General features: G+C 62.4%; 3 protein-coding genes and 1 pseudogene. 3 read left to right on the top strand and 1 reads right to left on the bottom strand.

Annotated elements, in window-relative coordinates:
• Both EN884_RS34985 and EN884_RS34980 read left to right on the top strand, forming a co-directional pair.
• Window positions 1–321 (top strand): DUF3828 domain-containing protein (locus EN884_RS34985; protein WP_128361085.1); only part of this gene is annotated, 321 nt, incomplete at its 5' end.
• Between the two features lie 4 nt (window positions 322–325).
• Window positions 326–937: a hypothetical protein gene (locus tag EN884_RS34980; RefSeq protein WP_013532329.1), complete on the top strand. Its 612-nt coding sequence runs from the start codon at window positions 326–328 to the stop codon at window positions 935–937.
• Between the two features lie 9 nt (window positions 938–946).
• Here the strand turns inward: EN884_RS34980 and queF are convergent, their stop codons facing one another.
• A complete protein-coding gene (queF, locus tag EN884_RS34975) occupies window positions 947–1408 on the bottom strand; it encodes a preQ(1) synthase (protein ID WP_010915503.1) in 462 nt (153 codons plus the stop codon).
• A 101-nt stretch (window positions 1409–1509) separates the two neighbouring features.
• Here queF and EN884_RS34970 point away from each other — a divergent pair.
• Window positions 1510–1747, top strand: a pseudogene (locus EN884_RS34970) (N-methylproline demethylase); the annotation flags it as partial.

Below are 1747 nucleotides of genomic sequence, written 5' to 3'. Positions count from 1 at the left end.
CTGTTCGACCTGAACGACCAGGCAACGAAAAAGAACCCGGACCAGGTCGCCTGCATCGATTTCGATCCTGGTCTCGACGCTCAGGATTTCGATCAGAAAACCGTCTCGAAAACGCTGAAACTGTCTGAGAAGCAGGATGGCGACAACGCACAGGTCACGGCATCCTTCAGCCTGTTTCCGGAAGGCGATGATTCCAAACGTGAAATGCTCTGGTCGCTCAAGAAGATCGACGGCAAGTGGAAGATATCGGACATCGCTTCCAAAACCAGCGACTGGACGCTCAGCGCGCTGGAATGCATGGCCGGCCAGACGCCGGAGTGAAGCGATGGCCCACCGCCGGTTCGTGGCACTGTCGGGTGTGTGCCTGCTGGCGGCTCTGAGCGGCGCCGCCGCGCAAGGCTTGTTGGGTGCGCCGCCGGCAAACGCCCCGGCCGACACCCAGCCGAGCGACAGCGCTGCACCGCCCGCAAATGCGCCGGGCGGAGCGGCAGAACCGGCCACGCCGCCGGTTGGATGGTCGCCGGCCGAAGCCGCGCCCGCCGCACCGATCCAGCCGGGCTCGCCGACCGCCGTTGTGCGGCCGTTTTACGATCAGGTCGGGCTGGAGATCGATCCGGCCGAGCGAAGCCATTTCATCGATCCAGCCAAAACCGTGCTCGACAAGAGCGACGCCTTGCGCAAATCCGGGCAGGGCGAGTGCCTCGACCCCAACATGGCGCTCGACAATGCCGATTACGACAAGGCCGAGATAGACAAGAGCCTGAAGACGCTCGAGGCGATCAACGGTGACCAGGCCAAGGTCATCGTCGCCTTCGTCATATCGGGCAACCCGCACCGGCTGGAATGGAAATTCAAGAAGGTCGATGGCGACTGGAAGATCACGGACCTGTTGTCGGTGACCGGCGAATGGGCACTCAGCCAATATCAGTGCGAATGATGGGCGAGCTCAACCCCGCCCGCGATAGGGCGCCACCCCGGTGTCGGGGAGCCAGGCGCCTTCCGGCGGAGCGCCGGTTTGCCAGAACACATCGATCGGAATGCCGCCGCGTGGATACCAATAGCCGCCTATGCGCAACCACAGCGGCTTGGTTGCCGCCACGATGCGGCGGCCGATCATGACGGTGCAGTCTTCATGGAAGGCGCCATGGTTGCGAAACGAGGTCATGAACAGCTTGAGCGACTTCGATTCCACCAGAGCCGCATCGGGTGCGTAGTCGATGACGATATGGGCGAAGTCCGGTTGGCCGGTGACCGGGCACAGCGAGGTGAATTCCGGGCAGGTGAAGCGCACGATCGCCGGCGGCCCGTCGCCGCGCGAAAACGGTACGGTCTCCAGAACCGCTGCTTCGGGGCTTTGTGGCGTCTCGACGTGCGCACCGAGCTGGGTGAGAGTTTTGGTATCGATCATGGGCCCAATCCTTGTCGCATGCGCCCGGAGTGCGTGCGGGACGACATGCTTGAAAACGAATTTTGCCGCTCATTAGCACAATTTGAAACCGCAGGAAGACGATGACCTCCAACGATCCGCTTCTCCAGCCCTACCAGCTCAAACATCTGACGCTGAAGAACCGGGTCATGTCGACCAGCCATGAGCCGGCCTATTCCGAGGACGGCATGCCGAAACAGCGATACCGGCTCTACCATGCCGAGAAGGCCAAGGGCGGTATGGCGCTGACCATGACCGCCGGCTCGGCGATCGTCTCGCGCGACAGCCCGGCCGCTTTCGGCAATCTGCATGTCTATGACG

Source organism: Mesorhizobium sp. M7A.F.Ca.AU.001.01.1.1 (assembly GCF_004022735.1).
Classification (GTDB): Bacteria; Pseudomonadota; Alphaproteobacteria; order Rhizobiales; family Rhizobiaceae; genus Mesorhizobium; species Mesorhizobium ciceri.
Note: the sequence above shows the minus strand (reverse complement) of the source record. Positions and strands in the feature narration are given on the sequence as shown.

Bases quoted from the DNA above. Each gene is read 5' to 3' on its own strand.
- EN884_RS34980 (WP_013532329.1), top strand. From the start codon at position 326: ATGGCCCACCGCCGGTTCGTGGCACTGTCGGGTGTGTGCCTGCTGGCG.
- queF (WP_010915503.1), bottom strand. From the start codon at position 1,408: ATGATCGATACCAAAACTCTCACCCAGCTCGGTGCGCACGTCGAGACG.